Here is a 19,109-nt window from a genome sequence, read left to right as displayed (position 1 = left end):
TGGTGCCATGACCGATAAGCTGCGTTGGGCAATTGCACTGGGTAGCCTGCTGTTGGGCGGCCCCACGGGCTGGGCTCAAGAGCGCGTAGAACATACCTTTGAGGTGTCGGTGAGCATCCCCACGCCCAGTTTTTATGTAATTCCCGCCGATCCCAATTGGATTCACCGTGAACAACAATTGGCCTGGAACCCGGTGACGTCGCAGTTGGCAGGCTTGCGTAAATCTTTTGACGTGCGTCACGACGCCGGTGCCATCGAGGCCAAGTTAGACAGCCCAGCTTATTTGTCGACGGGCGTGGCCGATGCGCAGGTCATTCCCTTGACCGTCATGTTCAATAACGTGCAACTCACTCATTTGGGGCCGGTTGAAGTGGTTTCCCAAGTTGAAGCAGCCGCCGGTAAACGGGTGTTGCTGGACATCACTGCGCAACCGCTGACAGAGGCCGGTTATAGGCCGGGAAGTTACTACGGCAGTGTCAATATCATGTTTAACGCGGTGGTGCCCACGCCATGAAGTTTTGGATTAAGAAAGTTCTGCTTGCCCCTTTAGTGGGTCTATCCGGCGTTTTGTTCATGGCCGCGGCCGGGGCCGCGACCCAGCGAATCGATGCGGTGTTTCAGCCCAGCCCCAGTCATCCGATGCGCAATGAGTTCGTCAACACCACTCCCAATTCGGGTTATTGCGCGATCTATCCGGGGGCGTGCCAGCCGTTTGGCATGTTCAGCATTCGCCTGCCTATTCGCTTCACCAGCAGCCGGGCGATCGAGGCCAACCACGCCAACGAACGCGATGGCGCCATGTTCAAGGTGCCCGCTAACTGGCGGGAGCTGACCGTGACCCATGCGGCCACGGGGGAAGTGCAAACACTCAAGTTGCGCATTCACGGCTTGGGTTCAACTTATCGGTTCAACCAACCGGTCAACGAGTTGGTGGAGAACACCCCTGGCAATGGCCACTACCTGTTGTGGGGGGGCGCCAGTTGGGTGTACCCACCGCCCGCCTGCTTGTACAGCGGCTTGGGTGCCTACACGGCGTATACCTACATGTTTTTCTGGCGTACACCCGCCGAGGCGGTGTGCGCCAAGCGCGCCAGCTATCGCATCCCTTTCATGACCTATGACTACCTGGACATGGCCTATCAGCTCCAGACCCCCGACCCGTTGAAGATGCTCTCCGGTATGTACACCGGCAGCCTGACCTACACCTTGGGGCCCAATCAGGACTTCGACATGGGGGATGTGATGATTCCCGATGACGGCGCCCTGACCCTGAACTTCGTGCTGGCGGTGCAGCACACCCTCAAAGTCGATATCCCACCGGGTGGCAACAAAGTCGACCTGGTGCCCCTGGGTGGTTGGCAGGGGTGGCTCAATAGCGGGCGCAAGCCTGCGCGGTTGTTCCGCGACCAGACCTTCGTCATTTCCACCACCTCGCGCTTCAAGATGCAGATGCAGTGCCAGTACCCGGTGGGCGATACCTGTGGCTTGCAAGACCGCTTGGGCAACCAGGTGCCGCTGCATGTGCAAGTGAGCTTGCCCAATGGTTTGGTGGGGAGCAGTGGAGAAGCCGTGACGCGCCGGCCGCTGCTACTCAGCGGGGCAGGCACCGAGCTGTTGCAACCGTCCCGCTATGTGGATTTCAAGCCCGGTACCTTGCATTTCGAGATTCGCCAGGCAGATGTGGAGCAGATGCTCACGCGGGAGGCGGGTACCTACAAGGGTAACGTCACGGTGGTCTGGGATTCGCAGATCTGAGCCGGCCGGGGCGGCCACTTTTGTGGTGGCGCAAATCGGTATGGGAGGTTGCTGTTTGTGGGGGCGGGCAGGCCCGCCCCCACAGCTCTAACTCCATCCCCAGCCACGGGGCAGCGGTGGGTTTAGGCCTGATTCGCGTAGCCCCGGGCTTCGGCGGTTTGCAGGGCCTGGCGGGTGAGGTCGCGGGCCCACTGCTTGCGGGTTTCGCCCAGGTCGGTGAGCAGTTGCGCGTAGCGTGTGCTGTTCATCCGGGTGCCTGGGGCAACCTCGGCGATGGGGATGCCCAGTTCCTGGGCCAACGCTTGCAGGGTGGTTTGCTGTGCGTCGTCCATGGGGGTGCCGGCCTCTTTGGCTTGTGCCACGGTGTCGAGTAGCTCCTGCAACTCATCGAGTTTTTCCAGTTTCAGCGCGACGGCTTGTTCGTTGCTCTGGTACTGGGCGTTGTAGCGGTTGCGCAGGTAGGTTTCCCAGTACGGCTCCAACAGCATCTGGTCCACCAGGCCATCGCCCTCGCTGAGCGTGAGCACCATCTGGTAAGCATTTTCGGTCATGTCTGCGCTGACCTGGGCGCTGTCGCGGTAGTGCATGTGGTCGGTGACCCAGGGCAAGTCCAGCCTCTTGGCCAGGGACGTTTCATAGGCCAGGTGGATTTCCACCTCGTCCACCTCGCCGGGCCTGGGGCCTTCGGCGGTGTCGCGCATCTGCGAGCGATGCCACAGGCCTTGCCCGCCCTCTTCGCGGGGGCGCGTGCGCAGGGCGATGTCCTGGCGCACCACCTTGCCCAGTAACTTGAGCCGCGCGGCGCCCTTGGCCAGGGTCACCAGTTGGTGCTGGCGGTCGCCATGGGCGTAGCGTTCGTTCAGGGTCGCCAGGGTTTCAATGCCCATGTTGTTGAAGATCTGCGCCGCGCCGTCGGCGCACAGGCCGGGGAAGCTCGCCATCTGGAACAAGCGGGCGCGCAGTGCGCTGTCGGCATGGGCCTGGGCGAGCATCATCGCCACCTGCTCAGCCACCCGTTGGCGGTTCTCTTCGTAGCGGTCCCAATCCTGCGGGTCCTGGTAGTCGTCATAGGTCTCCAGGGCCTTGATGACTTCGAAAAAGCCCTGGGAGCCATGCTCGCGCTCTACCGCCAGCCATTGTTCGGAAAACTCGCTGTGCCGGTACGGGGCGAGGTCAGTCAGCCAGTAGCGATAGTCGCCCTTGGGCTCATAGGTGCGGTGAGGGTCCAGCCCCACGGCGTTGCGGTACTGCTCGTAGGCCTGCTGCTGGTCGAAGTCCAGGGTGGTGCGGTTCAGGCGGATGCGCGCGATGATTTCTGCCGCCTCGGGCACGGGCGGTGCCATCGGCAGTTGGCGCAAGGGCACGCCAACGGCTTGCAGGGTGAAGTCGCTGACCCGCGGCAGTACGAACAGGCCTTTGGGCCACTGCGTCAGTTGGGTGCGGTTGAGGTTCAATTGGCGCAGGTGCGCCATGGCACTGATGTCTGGGGCGACGGTGAGCGGGTTGGAACTGAGGTCGATTTCAGTCAACTCCTTGAGGCTGTTGAGGGGCGAGGCGTCGACGATGCGGTTGTTGTGCAGGTCGAGGTATTCCAGGTGCGTGAGGGTGGTGAACACCTCGGGCAACTCGGTCAGCTCGTTGTTGGCCAGCCCCAGGATCTGCAACGAGGGGAACAGTTCCAGGAAGGGTGCATGGCGGGCGCTGAAGCCGCTGTTGTTGAGCAGAACCGAGCGCACGTGCACCAATTCGTCGGTCAGCACCGGCAGGCTGTCGGGCAGCGGCACATGGGCCAGGTTGAGTTCTGAGCCGTAGGTTTGGCGGATGGGTACTTCGATGAAGAACAGCAGGCGATTCTCCCAGCCTTGCAGCAGGCGTTGGGCGAGGGAGTCACGACGCTCGCGTTCGACCACGTCTTCGACGCTGCCTTTGGCCCACGCAGAGGGGGAACGGCGCCACTGTTCCAGCTCGCGGGGCACGCGGTAGTTTTCCAGGGCGAACTTTTCCAGGTACTGCGCCACCTTGTCCGGTTCCATTTTCGCGATCAGTGCCTTGACCTGTTCGCCGCTGAGGGTAGGGAACAGGTTGTGCAGCGTTTGTTCGGCTTCGGTCTGCGGCGTATACAGGGCGCGCAGGCGGCTGTAAGCGGGGCCGCCGAGCAGGGCCTGGGTTTGTGGGGCGGTGTTGCTGCGCACGGGCGGGCGGGCGATGGCGGTACGGCGTTCAGCCAGGGGTTCGAGCTTTTCCATCAGCCACTGTTTGAGTTGCGCGCCCTGGCCGGGGCCAAAGCCCATGTCGGTGCGCCCTTCGGCCGGCAGGGTGGCGATGATGGACTCGTACAGGTTCTTGAGGCCTTGCAGCTTGTTGCCCTGGGCATCGAACACTTCGTAGCCCTGCGTGGAGTGGCGCACCAGGACGCGGGTCAGCGCGGCGTCCTGCGGCCCTACTTCACAGCGCAACATGCCGCTGGGGCTGGTTTCGCGCACCTGCACGCGCAGGTTGGCCAGCAGGTCGCTGTGAATGCGCAAGGCGTTGAGCGCGAGGTTTTCGCTGTCGGCGTTGATCCGCGCGGCGTTCTGCAGGCCGCGAAAAGCCAGGGCCGAATCAGCGGCGAAGCTCAGCTCCCGGGCCTGTTCGGCCAGGCGCAGCGGCAGGTAGTTGCCCTGGGCCATGGTCTGGCGTTCGGTGGGGGTGGCGGTACTCAGCAGGCGCTCTGCGCTGCTGTTGTCCAGGGTGGGGAAAGACTGGCGCAGCAGGTTGACCTGGGCATCGTCGCTCACTTGCCCGGCGCGGTAGACATGGCGGGCAATGTCGTCGGTCTGGCCGGTGACGTAGTCGGCCAGGGCATTGCGCAGGGCTTGCACTTGTTGCGGTGCAGGGATCTTGCCGCCCAGTAGCGTTTCGATCTGGCCTTCATCGAGAAAGCCCAGCACGCGCTCGGCCAGTTTGCCGGCCATGACCTCGGCCAGCCCCAGTTGCAGGGTGTCGCCGGGGCCTGCCTGGGTGTTGCCGTATTTGTGGCTGGCGCCGCTCAGGTCGCTGTTGATGAACACCTCAAGGGCCTTGTCGGCGGGCCAGCCGGGGAGTTCGGTGACCGATTGTTCAAACCAGTCGGCGGCCGGGTCGGCGGGCAGGGGCTGGCCGGTGCGGGTCAGTTCGCTGGCCGTGCGGGCGTAGTGCTCGGCTTCGAAGCGCTTGAGGGTGTCGTCCAGCAGGGGCGGCAGCGGTTCGTTGCGCAGGTACATGCCCCGCAACACGCCAGCATCGGTGCCGCTGATGACGCGCATCTGCTCCAGTTGCCGGTCGCTGAACGGCTGGGTGCGGGGGCCGAGGCGGCGCAGCAGGGTGGGTGTGTTCCAGGTGCGTGGTTGTTCGCCTTCGAGCACACAGGCGCCGTGGCCGTTGAGGCGCACCCGCGGCTGGTAGGCGTTGGCACGGCGCGGGTGGCGGATGCGGTGCTCGCCCGCGTGGGGGGCGCGCGCGACCTCGTAATGGCGGTTGTCCACGGCCAGCACGTCTTTGCCCTGGTGCCGGTGCAGCCCCGAGGCTTGGGGCCGCGAGCCTGTGGGCGGGGCCAGGTCGGGTTGCGCGTAGGGCGCAAGGTCTGGGTGCCAGAGGCGGGTCCGGCCATCGCTTGTTTGCACGGGGCGCATGCCTTCGACGAACAACGACAGCTTGAGCTGGGCCACTTTGACAATCTCCCCGGCGCCCGCGAACTCGCCCAGTTGCAGCAGGCTTTCAACCACCGCCAATAGGTGTTCGGCGGCCTCGCGGCCCAGGCCCTCGGTCCAGTCCAGCACGCCCTCGAAGACTTCCTCGGTCAGTTGATAGGCGGTATAGGCCAGCATTAATTCCCCCATTACCGGCACGAACGGCGTGACCACCAGCAGCGCGACGTTAAGGGCGGTGCCCAGGATGCCTTCGAGGTTGTCCCACCAGGCCTGGCGCGCCAATTGGTCTACGCGCTGGGTGGAGACGGCGATGTCTTGGGCGTCGTTGATGATCTTGTTCAGCCGGGTGCGGTAGAGGTAGTGCCACAGGTTATCGGGGGTGCCGTTGGGGCGGTTTTGATAGTCGTCGCGGATGTCCTGCACGCTGAAGTACAGCGTCGGGTTTTCCACCGCCGTAGTGGTCCAACTGGGCAGCCGCTCGCCGCGTTCGCGCTGGTGCCAGGTGATTTCGCTGAGCTGGCGGTTCAGCCCGCTGAAAAACGCACCGCGCTGGGCGTGGGCGATGAACTGGGCAAAAAATTGCGGGTACCGCTGCCCCGCCGGCCGCTCGCTGGGCGTGCCCCGCAGTTGGCGGGTCAGCTCTTGGACGAAGGCCGCAGAGGACGGGTATTGCTTGAGGGGGTGCTCAGGGTCGCCGGGCACGTAGGCGATCAGCGGTTTGATCCGTGACGCATCCTGGGCGTTGCTGGAGAACAGCACCACGCCGGTCAAGGTGCAATTCATGATGCTCAGGGTGTAGGCATGCAGCTCGCCGTCCTCGAACGCCACGGGGCCGCGGGCGTCGATCAATTGCAGCAGGGCGAGCATCGCGCCTTGGCTGATATCGCCGCTGATGTGCGCCAGGTGCACGGCGCTGGTGAACGCGGCCTGCTGGCTGGCGATCACCGCCTCGCGCAGCGTTCGCTGGACCTGCGGGTAGCCGCCACCCAGCACCTTATGGAGTTGGGCCTGATACTGCGCGCCGATGTCCAATTGGCGGCAAATGGCTTTGAACTGGTCCAGGTTCAGCGCCTGGCCGGTGGTGCGGTGGCGCAGGGTCAGCACGTCTTGCTGCCCGCGCGCGTCGGCAGCGGATAAAAAGGCAAAGTCGGTGAAGGTTTCGTCGGCGGCAAAGTTGTGCAAGGCGCGGTCGAGTAAAGACGAAGTTGTACTTTGCTGGCCGGCGGTGATGTACGAGGCACTGGTATAGGTGCGCAGGAATACGTGTTTGACGTCGACTTCGCCATAGGCATTGAGTGCCTGTTTTAACAGCGGTTCGGCGAAGGCATAAACATCACGCAGGGCGTCGAGTTTTTTATCCACCGCCGTTTGCGTCCGCCACTGTTGGCCGATGGCGTGCCTGAGGGCCTGGTGTTGCTCGGTGTTGGCGTGGGGGTAATGGCTGGAGGCGCGGTAGCCGGTGGCTTGCAAAGCCTTGAGGCGGTGCGGGGCAATGGTGGTTATCCAAGGCGGTAAGTTGCGCTGGATGAGCTCGAAATGCTGCCCCTTTAGTGCACTTTGCGCGGTTAATGGCGGTGTGGGGTTAAAGAACGGGTAAACCATGGTATGGGCCTGAAGTTGACGAATTAAACTTCAAGTCTATGCAGGTGCGGGGCGGATAATAAGTTTGATTTATGGCCTGTTAAGCAGACTTATATAGTGTTTTTGCCCCATTAATAAACGCCTCTTAATAACTAACTACCGCCCTTATTGGCCGCTACTTTGGGGGGTGGCGCGGGCGGCTGGCATGCCGTGGCACTGCCCGGTTGCAGGTACGGCGTGAGGATCGGCGCCATGCCCTTGAGCACCTGCACCGGCAACGCCGAGGTGAACTTGTAGGCCTGGGCGCCGGCACCGGGAACGAACGCGGTGAGGGTGCCGAAGTGGCTGTCGCCCATATAAAAGACGAAAGTCGCGGTGCGGTTGATGGCCTTGGAGCTGAGGATGCGCCCACCGGCGCCCACCGCTTCGATGCGGTTGTCGCCGGTGCCGGTTTTGCCGCCCATGGCCAGCGGCGTGCCATCGGGCAACTTGAAGCTGCCGGACACCCGCCGCGCGGTGCCGGCGTCGACCACTTGGGACAACGCCTCGCGCATGGCCCGGGCAACCTCGACGGGCATCACCCGCTCGCCCCGGTCAGGGTCGCTGACCAAGCGCGTTTCATAGGGCGTATTGGCGGCGAAGTGCAGGCTGTCGATGCGTACGGCGGGCCGGCGCACGCCGTCGTTGAGGATCGTCCCGATCAGCTCGGCGAGGGCGGCGGGGCGGTCGCCTGAACTGCCGATGGCGGTGGCCAGGGAGGGCACGAGGTGGTCGAAGGGGTAGCCGACTTTCTGCCAGCGCTGGTGAATGTCGAGGAAGGCTTCGATCTCCAGCATGGTGCGGATGCGGCTGTCGCGCGCGCCTTTGTGGCGGCTTTTGAACAGCCAACTGTAGACCTCCTGGCGTTCGAACTCGCTGGCCTTGACGATCTGGCTGAACTGGGCCTCGGGGTTGTTCAGCAGGTAGCCCATCAGCCACAGGTCCAGGGGGTGGACCTTGGCGATAAACCCCTGGTCGGGCAGGTCGTATTTGCCTGGGCCGTAGGCGTAATACAGGTTGTCGAGGCGTTCGTCGGTGAGTTTCTCGGGCTTGGCCACGCCCTTGAGGTGGGCGCGCACGAAGCGGTTGAAGCTTTCCTGGCTGGCGTCGGGCAGCAGGTAGCGGTGCACGGCGGCCAGGCGCATGGCGGTGGGGTGCATGCTGTCGAGGAAGGTGTCCAGGCGCGCCTGGGTGTCTTTCTTTTGGTACTTCTTCCAGAACCTTTGCAGGAACGAGGTGCCTTCGCGGTCGGCGAAGCGCGCCAGGTATTCCTGGCGACGCGGGTTGGCGTCGTCCTTGAGCAGTTCGGCGCGCTCGCTGGGGCCGGCGTAGATGGTGTAGCGCACCAAATCGCGCATCAGGCGAATGAACGGCAGGTTGATGGATTCGCGCAGCGCATCGCGCAGGGTGGGCAAGCGGCCGTTGTCCTCCTTGCGAAAGTTATTGAAGGTGTGCAACCCGCCGCCGGTGAAAAACGCCTCGCCGGGGCTGGCCGAGTATTTGCGGTCCAGGGCCGCGCCGAGCATTTTCGCCAGAGTGCGGTCGTTGCTCTGGATCAGGTAGTCCACGGCCCAGCGGCTCAGGCGATCCTGTTCGGCAATGGCGGCTTTCTTCAGCTCGGCGACGCTTTGCCCGGCGTAGCGTTCGTGCAGCTCGGCGATGATTTGCAGGTAAGTGGTGAGCACGCGCATTTTCGCCGTAGAGCCCAGCTCCAGCTTGCTGCCTTCGTTGATGTCGAAGGGTTGGTCGGTGCTGTCGGTCTGCACCCGCACCCGCGAGCCGTCGGGCGTCAACTCGAACAGGGTGAAGCTGTAGCGCACCTGGGTGGTGCTGGTGGGTGTCAGCAGGCGCTCGCCCAGCAGGCCGATTTCGGCGGCGAAGGCCGGGTCGGCGAGGCGTTTGAGGTAGGCGGTGGCCTGGGCTTGCAGGTCGCCTTGCAGGGTGCTGGTGGCGGACAGGTCGAGGCGGTCGAGGTCGTACAACGGGCGGTTGAGCATGCCGCCCAAACGGCTGCGCGCCACGCTGATGCCTTTGTTGGTTTCGATGGGCTGGATCGTCGGCTGCTGCACCCAGTCGCGGTAGGTCACCTTGCTGCCCAGGGCGGCCGCGGTGAGAGGCGCGTCGAGTACGCCGTTCTGGGCCAGCAGGCGAATGTGGCTGTCGGTCAGCCGGGCCAGATCCTCGCGGCCCCGGGCCAGGTAATAGGAAGGGCGGCGCTGGGCGATCATCAACGACAACACCTGGCGCAAGGCCAGGCCGCGCTTGGCCAGGCTCTGCTCATCGTTGGCGGTGCTGGCCAACGCCGCGTTGACCTGGTTGAACTCGGCGCCGTACCACACGCGCAACCCTTCGGCCATGCCGTGCACCTCGCCGTGGCCGGGCACCGCCGACAGCGGCACGCTGTTGAGGTAATCACGCACGATGTTCTGCCGCGCCAACTCGGTGTGGGGCCCGGCCTGGTAGGCGCGCACGCTGGCCGAGAGCATCTGGCGCAGCTTCTCGGCGCCCGACACCGTCAGCCCGTCCGGGGAATGGCGGTACTTTTCCAACTGGGTGGCCAGGGTGCTGCCCCCCGCCGTCTGCCCCGGCAGGTGGAGCATTTTCGCCACTTGCGACCACGCGGCCCGGGCAAAACGCGGCCAGTCCACGGCTGGGTTGGCCAGCGGCTGCTTGGGGTCGAGCAGGTCTCGGTTCTCGATGAACAGCAGGCTATGGACCACCAACGGCGGGATGGCGGCGAAGTCCGGGTACAACTGCTGGGGATATTTGTATTGGTACAGCGGTGCGGCGCGGCAATCGGTGATCGACAACCCTGCCTGGATTTTCTCCGCGTAGGGCACGAACAGGCCTTTATCGGTGTAGTCCAGCAGTGCTTGGGAAAAGCGTGTTTGTTCCTGCACAACGTAATTGCGCTTTAGCAGGCGCTGTACGAAATCTCCGATGTGGCTGTAGCCCAAACGTTTGTCGAACGGCCCGTCACCGGGGTAGACGATGGCCTCGCTGGGCCCCGGCTCCAGGCTGTAGGTCAGGGCCGCGGCCAGTTGGCTGAATTCCCTGGCCTGGAGCTTGGAGGTGCGGCTTTCCCGGGCAATTGCCAGCCCCAGGAAGATCAGGCCGATCAGCAGCAACAGCCAGAACATGCGCCAGCCGTAGCGGCGTAGTGGGCGTTTTCTGGCGGGTAAAGGGGTTTGATCCACGCGGTCAGTTGGCACCAGTGCTTCACTCGAATCGGTTGGCAACAAAGCACCCATAGTCGATTGATCCATTCCACTCAGATTGATCGGACTTGTCTGAAGCTTAGACGGTGGCTGTAGGGTGTGAAGAAATTCTAGAGGCGAGATTTCTTTGTAGGGTGTGGGGTAATTATTGAGTTTTGGGTCGGATATTTCAGACACACGCGATCGTGGGCAAGCGGAGCGCCGCCCGGCCCGCTCCCACAGTTGAACGGTGGTGCGGGTGGGATTTTCATTTTTCCTCTGTGGAAACGAGCCTGCTCGCGATGGCGGCACTGAGTGGCTAGGGGTAAGGCAGTTGCTCCCTCAGATGAGGGGCGCGGCGCTGTATTTCCCTTGCCACCTGACCTGCCTGGAGGAGCCTGGGTTGAAAGGCTCAGGCCCGCCCTAGAGCCTTGGCGCTGCGTAAATTGGCCCAAGGTAGGGGCATGACGCTGCCCCTTGGCTGTGCAATACTCGCCGCCGTTTTTTCTGGCAGACAAGCCTGGCGTCTCGAAGCAAGTGTTTTTGTGTAAAAGGCTTTTGCCCCGAATTAACGCTGAAAACTGTCATTTATAGAGTGAAAAGCCCTGCTGGGAGCTTTTTATACTGCACGCCCCGCTGATCTTGCAGGTTTTGTCCTACAAGACGGGTCTGCTCACAAAGTGGATCCGGCCTGCGTACACCCGAGCCTACCGGTGCGGATGTGCGGACTCGGTGGTTCATATCCAATAACAAGACGAGGTTGTACTCCCATGCCAGTCGGCAACCCTATGCCCCACGGCGAGACCGCTCAAGGCGGCCCGCTCAAACGCGAACTCGGCGAACGGCATATTCGCCTGATGGCGCTTGGCGCCTGTATCGGCGTCGGTCTGTTCCTCGGTTCGGCCAAGGCCATTGAAATGGCCGGCCCGGCCATCATGCTGTCCTACATCATTGGTGGCCTGGCGATCCTGGTCATCATGCGCGCCCTCGGCGAGATGGCCGTGCACAACCCGGTGGCGGGCTCGTTTAGCCGTTACGCGCAAGACTACCTGGGCCCGTTGGCGGGTTTTTTGACCGGTTGGAACTACTGGTTTCTGTGGCTGGTGACCTGCGTCGCGGAAATCACCGCGGTGGCGGTGTACATGGGTGTCTGGTTCCCCGAGGTGCCGCGCTGGATCTGGGCCCTGGCGGCCCTGGTGAGCATGGGCTCGATCAACCTGATCGCGGTCAAGGCTTTCGGTGAGTTCGAGTTCTGGTTCGCCCTTATCAAGATCGTCACCATCATCGCGATGGTGGTCGGCGGTATCGGCGTGATCGCGTTCGGTTTCGGCAACGACGGTGTGGCGCTGGGGATTTCCAACCTGTGGGCCCACGGCGGCTTCATGCCCAACGGCGTGCAGGGCGTGTTGATGTCCTTGCAAATGGTGATGTTCGCCTACCTGGGCGTGGAGATGATCGGCCTGACCGCCGGTGAAGCGAAGAACCCGCGCAAGACCATTCCCGACGCCATCGGCTCGGTGTTCTGGCGGATTCTGCTGTTCTACGTCGGTGCGTTGTTCGTGATCCTGTCGATCTACCCGTGGAACGAAATCGGCACCCAGGGCAGCCCCTTCGTGATGACCTTCGAGCGCTTGGGCATCAAAACGGCGGCGGGCATCATCAACTTCGTGGTGATTACCGCAGCGCTGTCGTCGTGCAACGGTGGCATTTTCAGCACCGGGCGCATGCTCTATAGCCTGGCGCAGAACGGCCAGGCCCCGGCCGGTTTCGCCAAGACCTCGAGCAACGGTGTGCCGCGTCGCGCCTTGCTGCTGTCGATTGCCGCGCTGTTGCTGGGTGTGTTGCTCAACTACCTGGTGCCGGAAAAAGTCTTTGTCTGGGTGACCTCGATTGCCACCTTCGGCGCGATCTGGACCTGGGCCATGATCCTGCTGGCGCAGCTCAAGTTCCGCAAAAGCCTGACCCCGGCCGAGCGTGATGGCCTGAGCTATCGCATGTGGTTCTACCCGGTCAGCTCCTATGTGGCGCTGGCGTTCCTGGTGTTGGTGGTGGGCCTGATGGCGTACTTCCCGGACACCCGCATCGCGCTGTACGTCGGCCCGGTGTTCCTAGTGTTCCTGACGCTGGTGTTCTACGCGTTCAAGCTGCAACCGACTCCGGTCAAGGAGCCGGTTGCGCCTTCGGCCTGATGGGCTGACGCTGAACCCCCCCACGCGCGCCAGCCTGGGTGCGCGTGGGGGTGGTAGTCAGTTGGCCTGGCTACCTGACCCTCCCTCCACACGTTGTTGCCTCAGCAGCGCGGCTTCGGTGTAAAGCCGGACCTGGCGTTCCTTCTCCATATTTTCCTCATCGATCAGTGATTGGCGCCGTTCCAGGTAGCCTTCCGAACGTTTGTCCGTGACTTCCTTGTCCAGGATCTGGGTCCTTTGCCGGTAGGTGGCGGCGATGTGGGAGAACGGCTCGTTGGCACTGAGGAACAGGTACTCGCGCCACAGTTCGCTGAGCAGGATCGACTCGTCCGCGGCCGGGGTGTTTTGCAGGGTGCGCAGGCGTGCGCGCGCCTGCGCCAGCTCGACGTCGGTGATGTCGGTGCCGTAGAGCATCATGTCCCTGGGGTGGGGCGGTAGGTTGAACTCCGCTGCCAGCTCCGTGCGCAGGTAAAGAATGATTTCGGCGGCATCTACCGTGTCGGGGTCGACGCCGGTCATCAGGCGTCGGTCGATGTAGGTGCGGGCGATGCTGTCGACCTGGTCGAGATAAAACAGCGAGCGGCACAGCTCCAGCACTTGCTTGTCGGCCTCAGCGCTGGCGGACTGGTTCTTGGCAGCGAATTTACGTGCTTCGATTTCCATATTGATGAAGGTCAGAATCGCCCCATCGCCGCAGGTGCCCCCGGCATACACCGAATTGAACACGTTGTTGCGCAGTTCGGTGGACTCGCCCATGGCGGTGAGCAAGGCCCAGACCCGTGCGGTGATGGCTTGGCGGGTGGCGTCGCCGCCGATGAAGGGGGCGCTGGCGGTCAGGTCGCGCAGGACGCGGAAGGTATCCGCGGCCAGGGGCTGGCCTTCGACCTCCACCTGCAACAGCTGCCATAGCTCGGACCGTTGCGTGTGTTCCCCGGGGGGCACTTTTTCCAGCCACAGCGACAACGCGTCGATGGCTTCAGGCGAGTGGGCGACAGGCGCCAAGTCGTTGTTCAGGGGCGCGTGAGTACGCTCGATGTATTGGCCAAGGCGCACCAGGGTCTGTTCGCTGAAAGGGTTGCCGTGCATCAGGGTGTTGACGCTCAGGGGGGTGGCTTGGTTCAGCACGGCGTCGGGTACTTCGGTGAGCTGGTTGTCTTGCAGGTACTGGGTCAACAGGCTCGCGTGTAGCCAGCTGCCCTCGGGCCAGGTGCGGATGCCGGTCGAACGCAGATCAAGGGTTTGCAAGCGGGTCATGGCGCTCACGTCAGGCGTCATGCCCAGGGGGTTGTAGCCCAACACCAGGGTGCGCAACGCGGTCATGGTGCTCAGGCGTTGCACGGCGTTCTCATCGAGGCGGATCTGGTTGTGGTTCAGGTACAGGTCGGTGAGCCCGGTCATTTGTGTGATGCTAGTGGGCAGTTCGGTGAGGGCGCACTCCAGGGTCAGGGAGTGCAGGCTGGTGAATTTGCTTAAAAAATCGCCCAGATTGGCGAGCGGGCGACCTCCGGTGATGTGCAGGTGCTGGATGTGCTCGAAGCCGCGCGTGCCCTCGATGAAGGTCGACGGCGGTAGGTCGTTGTAGCGGCATTCAAGCCTGAGCATCGGTGTGTCGAACTCGCCGGCGTAGTACAGCTCTTCGCTTTCTCGGCGCCAGGCCCGCTGCAGTTGCTCCAGGACTTGGCGCCTACCGTGCTGGACCCTGTCGTAGCGGTCCGCGCGCTCCAGGTTATTGGCCGCAGGGCTATCGATCCACTGGTTGGTAATCACGTTCATCTGGTGGTACTCGGTACTGCGGCGTTCCAGCTCCAGCAACAGCGCCGGGGGCTCCAGGCCTTGGGCCTCGACAAAGGCGCGGGCCTGCTGCGAGGTGTAGCGGGGGAAGAGGCGCTGCACTTCACGCACCGGGTCGGGCGCGCGCTGGCCCCGGCGCGGCCACAGGCGTTCCCAGAACGGGTAAACAGTGAAGGTGCTCTCGATCGGCATGGCCGGGCGCATCCAGGGTTGCAGGTGGGGTAAGTCCAGCAGGGACTTGATCTCCACGCGTCGGTTCAGGGCCAGGTCGATGATTTTCTGGCGCAGGGCCTCTTCGGCCTGTTGCGCGGGCAGGCCCAGAGCCGTGCGGTCGCTGGCCGACAGGGTGGCCAGGATCGAAGCCAGCAGGTTGTTGCCGGTAGCGGGCGCCGGAGTCAGGGCCGCGCCCAGAGCATCCACGACCTGGTAGCCCTCGGGGCGGCGCACCAGCACCCTGGCCGTGGGCGCGGCCGGGTTGCCGGCGGTATGCAGTATTTCGCCATCCAGGCTGGCACGGCGCACTTGCAGGCGCAGGCTTGTGGGCCAGTTGGGCAATGCGTTGAGCAGATGCAGGGTGATTTTCTCGCTGTCGGCATTGCTCAACGCTTCGCGGAACAGGCCTTCGTAGGCGCGGTTAAGGCGCACGTCATGGCCGCAGCGGTGGATTTGCTCGCTCAAACGCAGGCCCACTTGGTTGCTGTCTTGCAATTGCTTGAGTTCCCTGCCCGTGGCGTGGGCCAGCACGGCTTTGACCAGGGTGTTGGGCAGTTGGGGGTGCCGGACCTTGATTTTCAACTCAAGCTCGGTGGCGTTTTTTTCGCTGCGTTCGTACAGGGTGTCGATGAGTTGGCTTTTTTCCCTGAGGGCGGCGGCCGCTACTTTACCGGCCACTTTGAGCATGCGTTCTTCAATGGACGCGGGCAGCTCACCGAGCAGGGCCTGGGTCATTTCTCTGCTGCTGATGGTCGCCCTGAGCAGCGCTGGGGTGCTGAGTTGGTGTTCGGGCACGGTGAGTTTGTGCGTGCGTGCGGGGTCGGCGTTGGGGTACTGCTGTAGCACCGCGCCATCCTGGTCGACCAGTTGCAGGACGTGGGTAGCGGGCCAGTTCGGCAGGTTGGGCAGCAACAGCAGCACCATCTGCGGGTTGGCGTTGGTGAGGGAGAACGCGTTGTGCATGGCGTCGATGAAGTTCGCCGTTTCCTGCTCCAGGCGAAAGCGCTTGCTGGTGTCGGCCAATAACGGTGGCGCCGGGACTTGGGTGGCGTGTACCTGGCGCAACAGGCGCGCCGGGGTCTGGGTGACGGCCAGGATGTCGCTGGCGGTCTGGTCGGTAAAGCTGTTGTGTTGCGCGCTCAGGCGATGGAACAACTGGGTGTCGCTCCAGGTCATCGGGTCTTCACTGGAGAGCCGCCAGGCGCCCTCGTTGTTGTGTTCCAAAGTCGGCGTCTCGATGCCCGCCTGGGAGGGGTGCTTGAGGCGCCATTTGCGCTGTGCCGCATCGAAGGTGATCTCGTAGAGCGAACCCAGCAGTGGCAGGTACTGGTGACCCTGATGCTCGAAAATTCCCCGCGAGGTGGGCCGCAGGTCGCTGGGCAAAATTACCCCTCGCTCGTACTGCGCCAGCGAGCGGCCGAGCAAGTTGATGAAGCCGCGCGCACCGCGTTGCTTGCTCATCAGGTCGCCCAGCACATTGCGCAGGGTCTGGCTGTCGTTCGCACCGCTCATGCCTAGCTCGGCGAGTTCGCGCGGGTGCAGGGCCGAGCCGAGGGCCAGGTAGAAACTGTCGGGGCCGGCGGCCGTGGGCAGCGTGCGCCCCAGGACGCTGTCATAGGCTTCATAGTGGCCTGCGCCATAGTGGCAAAGCTCAATGACCGTTGTGTCCTTCGCCGTGGGTTGGAAGGCGCTGCGGTCCGGCACCTGGGTCAGCAGCAATGGACGTTTGAACTGGCGCAGGATCAGTGCCGAAGCGAATTCGTAGGCCCATTGGTGCTGGCTGGCGTTGTATTGGCGCGGGTGGTAGAGCGCATCAATGGCGCTGTCGATTTGCAGAACGGTGCGATGGTGGTCGATCAGTTCCTTGAACGAGGAAGGCAGTGTCCCACCCCTGAGGAACTCCTCTTGCTGGCGCGGATTTAACGGCGCCTGGCGCAGCAGCACTTCCAGGTTAGCGACGGTCAACGGTGGGTTGAGGGCGCGCAGCTTGCTCAGCAGCGGTGTCACCTCGACCAGGGGGCGTGGCGCCTGGAGGGGCAGGAAGCGGCGCGCACCCTCGGCCTCGGGTAAATGTTTTTTCTCCTGGCCGGCGAAGAGGGTCAGGGCCTCGAACAACAGGTTCTGCTCCGATTCGGCCAGGGCTGCGATCTGCTGGCGGATGTCGACGATGCGCGCGCTGAGTGGGCGCGCCAGCAGGCCCGCCATGCCCAGGGCCGAGTCGGCCGGTTGCTGGCGCACAATCAGTTCAAAGAGCTGTTCGCGGGTGGCGGTTTTTTCGCTGGGGTCGTGGCGGGCGACGTAGGTCTCATCGTCGCGGCGGCGTAATTCGATGCGCTGGTGGGCGTCGGCTTCGCCATAGGCTTCGATCAACGTGCCCTGGGGGTCATAGATATCGATCCGCGTATTGCCGGGCCAGTCCGGTAGCCGGGTGAGCAGCGCCAGCACGGTACTGTCGCTGTAGGCGGGCATGTGCCCGCGCTGGGGCAGGTCGCTGATGATGCGCTGGATCAACCGATCTGCCTGTACGCGGCGCACCCCTTCGGTCAGGTTCAGCGGCGCTTCCTCGCCCTGCCACACCGCGTCGAGGGTCGCCCGGGGCGTGGCGGTGCTCTTGAGGGTTTGGGCCAGTTCGCCGAGGGGGATGGCCTGGTCGCCATCGGGCAGCAGGCGTTGCAGCAGGGCGACGTCGTCCAGGGCGTGGGTGTCATGGGGGTTGAGCTTCCAGCGCTGGGTGGAGGGGTCGAACGTTACCGTCGGCTGATAAGACGAGCCGTCTCGCGGCACCAGGGTGTAGCGTTTATTTGGCTCGTCATAGCTGATCTGCGCCACGAGCGCGCGCTCACCGTTGTGCAATTTGGCGAACGTCTTGCCGTGCAGCAGGTAGATGCCCTGGGCATTGGTCTGTTGGCCATCGAGCAAACCCTGGGCGGGGATCGCATAGGGTGTCAGGTCTGGTTTCCACAGCATGGCCTCGCCATTGGGCAGGCTGACGGCCTGTGGGTTGCCCAGGCGCATGAGGTGCTGGTTGATGCGCAACTGCTGGGCGCGCCCGGCCACAGACATCAAGCGGGCACTGATGGCCATGTCTATCAAGTCGCTCAGGGTGCTGGCCAGGGTGTCGGGCTCGCCCTTGGCCAGCTCGCTGACCCCGACCAGTGTGCTGTAGCTCAGGCTGCCCATGACGATGTATTGCAGGGCGCGCTGCACCCCGGTGAGGCCGCCAGGGACGGGAGTCAGCAGCACTCCCATGACTTCACTGGCGATGGCGGCGACCGCGTCCTTGACGGCCTGCCAGTCCACCTCCGAGCGCACGCTGGCCATGCTGCTCAGGTTGGTGTGGTAGCGCTGGAGGCTGTGGTTGGTCAGGGTGTCGAGCAGGGTACGCGGGCGTTCGGGGGTGGCATCGGTCTTAAAGCGCAGATGCTCCAGGTTGCGCTTTTCCACCAGCAGGTGAAACCCGTCATACAGCAACTCGGCCAGCCAGTTCATGCCTTCCGGGCGCGCTGAGGGGGCCAGCAGTTTGTTGAAACGGGCCAGGTCGCGCAAGGCCAGTTGCCGCGACAGCCAACCCAGGTTGCGCTTGTCGTGCCCGTCGCGCAGTTGGTTCATGAAGTCGGCAGCCGCTTGTGCGGCGTTTTCGTGGTGTTGCCAAGGGCCGCTGGGCCGCGCAGGGAAGTAGGACAGCACGCCGGCATTGTCGTCGAGCGTGAGGATCGCCAGGGGGATGGGCATGCTCTCGGTGCCGGCGAACGGGAACTCGAACAGGTCGGTGCCCAGGCTGATGGTGTCGATACCGTGGTGGGGGGTGGGGTTGTCGACCATCCTTTGCGCCACTTCGTAAAGCGGCTGGCTGATACCGGTGTGGGCTCGGTTGCGGTACGACTCCAGCAAGTCGAATTGCAAGCAGGCCTGGGTGGCGGTACGCAACAGCGCGCGCATGCGACCGCCCTGGCCCATGGCAGCGCCTAGGGTTCTTTTGAGTTGCAGGCCCAGGTCCAGGTCGCGGGCAATATCGATGAAAGCCTCGACCGAGACCGGGTCGGTGTCGGCCTCCGGGCCGCTGATATAGCTGGCCTCCACCAGGCTGTAGCCTGAGTCCTGCAAGATGTTGCGAGTAACGCCGAAGTTCAGGCACGCCGCTTCCCAGAGGGTCATCGAGCGGGTGTGGCGCTTGTAGCTGGTTTCGTCCAGCGCCCGTGAGGGGCGGTCGCTCGGCAACGCGCTGCGCGGCACACGCAACGCCTGTGTCGGGCGGGGTGGGTTCCAGGGCATGCCGTGGTCGATTTTCTCCAGGTAGTCGGTGTGGATAAAAAACGCCTCGGGATCCTTGTCACCCAGGCGCGCCCGCAGTTGCGCCAGGCCTGTGCGCTTGAACTGTTGGATCAGCGCCTGGTTTTCCTGATCCACCATCTGGAGCGCGTCCGTCGCCTCGCGCTGTAGGCGTATGTATTGGGTGCGCTGGTCGGGCGTCAGGCTGGCCATCGACGCATCGACGGCCTTCTGGATGAAGGCAAGGGTTTGCTGCTGGGCCCAGGTACTGTTGTTGTGCAGATTGCCCGAAAGGCCATTAAGGGGTTCAACGGTTGGCATGTGCCATCTCCCTGTTTGATTGAACGGTCGATGACAACAAAAACAGCCCAGGGCCAGGTGTTAACTATGTAAGGGCAGCACGTCCC

The 19,109-nt window shown here is 63.5% G+C and carries 6 protein-coding genes; 3 read left to right on the top strand and 3 right to left on the bottom strand.

Going from position 1 to position 19,109, the window contains the following annotated elements; translation table 11 throughout:
- Positions 1–7: 7 nt before the first annotated feature.
- Positions 8–514, top strand: coding sequence for a CS1 type fimbrial major subunit (locus tag AC19YR_RS01105; RefSeq protein WP_095107982.1), 507 nt, complete (start codon positions 8–10; stop codon positions 512–514).
- Between the two features lie 59 nt (positions 515–573).
- Positions 574–1,755 (top strand): hypothetical protein, encoded by a 1,182-nt coding sequence (locus AC19YR_RS01100; RefSeq protein WP_500596805.1) that lies wholly within the window; start codon positions 574–576, stop codon positions 1,753–1,755.
- A gap of 122 nt (positions 1,756–1,877) precedes the next feature.
- Here AC19YR_RS01100 and AC19YR_RS01095 read toward each other — a convergent pair whose 3' ends face one another.
- Positions 1,878–7,025, bottom strand: a complete 5,148-nt coding sequence (locus tag AC19YR_RS01095; protein ID WP_500596804.1) for a dermonecrotic toxin domain-containing protein — start codon at positions 7,023–7,025, stop codon at positions 1,878–1,880.
- Between the two features lie 131 nt (positions 7,026–7,156).
- Positions 7,157–10,294, bottom strand: a complete 3,138-nt coding sequence (locus tag AC19YR_RS01090; protein WP_500596803.1) for a transglycosylase domain-containing protein — start codon at positions 10,292–10,294, stop codon at positions 7,157–7,159.
- Positions 10,295–11,010: 716 nt separating this feature from the next.
- Between AC19YR_RS01090 and AC19YR_RS01085 the strand changes: the two genes are divergently transcribed.
- The gene (locus tag AC19YR_RS01085; RefSeq protein WP_095107986.1) at positions 11,011–12,429 is read left to right on the top strand and encodes an amino acid permease; all 1,419 of its coding nucleotides are present in this window, start codon (positions 11,011–11,013) and stop codon (positions 12,427–12,429) included.
- Between the two features lie 57 nt (positions 12,430–12,486).
- Here the strand turns inward: AC19YR_RS01085 and AC19YR_RS01080 are convergent, their stop codons facing one another.
- A complete protein-coding gene (locus AC19YR_RS01080) occupies positions 12,487–19,023 on the bottom strand; it encodes an NEL-type E3 ubiquitin ligase domain-containing protein (RefSeq protein ID WP_500596802.1) in 6,537 nt (2,178 codons plus the stop codon).
- Between the last annotated feature and the right edge of the window lie 86 nt (positions 19,024–19,109).

The sequence above is a fragment of the Pseudomonas sp. MF08817 genome, assembly GCF_059862705.1.
Note: the sequence above shows the minus strand (reverse complement) of the source record. Positions and strands in the feature narration are given on the sequence as shown.

Coding starts and splice junctions, on each gene's coding strand:
- AC19YR_RS01085 (WP_095107986.1), top strand. CDS start 11,011: ATGCCAGTCGGCAACCCTATGCCCCACGGCGAGACCGCTCAAGGCGGC.
- AC19YR_RS01095 (WP_500596804.1), bottom strand. CDS start 7,025: ATGGTTTACCCGTTCTTTAACCCCACACCGCCATTAACCGCGCAAAGT.
- AC19YR_RS01100 (WP_500596805.1), top strand. CDS start 574: ATGGCCGCGGCCGGGGCCGCGACCCAGCGAATCGATGCGGTGTTTCAG.
- AC19YR_RS01090 (WP_500596803.1), bottom strand. CDS start 10,294: ATGGGTGCTTTGTTGCCAACCGATTCGAGTGAAGCACTGGTGCCAACT.
- AC19YR_RS01080 (WP_500596802.1), bottom strand. CDS start 19,023: ATGCCAACCGTTGAACCCCTTAATGGCCTTTCGGGCAATCTGCACAAC.
- AC19YR_RS01105 (WP_095107982.1), top strand. CDS start 8: ATGACCGATAAGCTGCGTTGGGCAATTGCACTGGGTAGCCTGCTGTTG.